Genomic DNA, 289 nt, shown 5'->3' with positions numbered 1-289 from the left:
GTTCGGAAAGCCTCGTCATCCCCGAAGCTTCCTTGCCGCGCGCTCAAGCGTCTCCCGGTCGTTGCCGTGCTTGGCGATCAGTTCGCGAACCTGCTGGGCCGTCAACCCGACCTTCTGAGCGAAGTATTCAACCTCGTAATCCTCGTCTGCGGACACTCGGTCGCGGTCCCGAAAATCGCGCTTGGTTTCGTCGTCTGCCATGCGGTTCCTCCTGTCAGAAGAAACAGCGATTGCCTTCGAATGTTCCTTGTTGCTTATTCAGCGATTGCTGAATAAGGCGCCGATGGTG

At 57.4% G+C, this 289-nt stretch carries 1 protein-coding gene; it reads right to left on the bottom strand.

Features of this window, described 5'->3' with window-relative positions:
• Positions 1-15: 15 nt before the first annotated feature.
• The gene (locus EN852_RS39710) at positions 16-201 is read right to left on the bottom strand and encodes a DUF3606 domain-containing protein (protein ID WP_127230577.1); all 186 of its coding nucleotides are present in this window, start codon (positions 199-201) and stop codon (positions 16-18) included.
• Positions 202-289 lie beyond the last annotated feature (88 nt).

Source organism: Mesorhizobium sp. M2E.F.Ca.ET.209.01.1.1, from assembly GCF_004010375.2.
Lineage (GTDB): Bacteria > Pseudomonadota > Alphaproteobacteria > Rhizobiales > Rhizobiaceae > Mesorhizobium.
The sequence above is the reverse complement of the archived record's forward strand: the minus strand, read 5'-3'. Positions and strand labels throughout refer to the sequence as shown.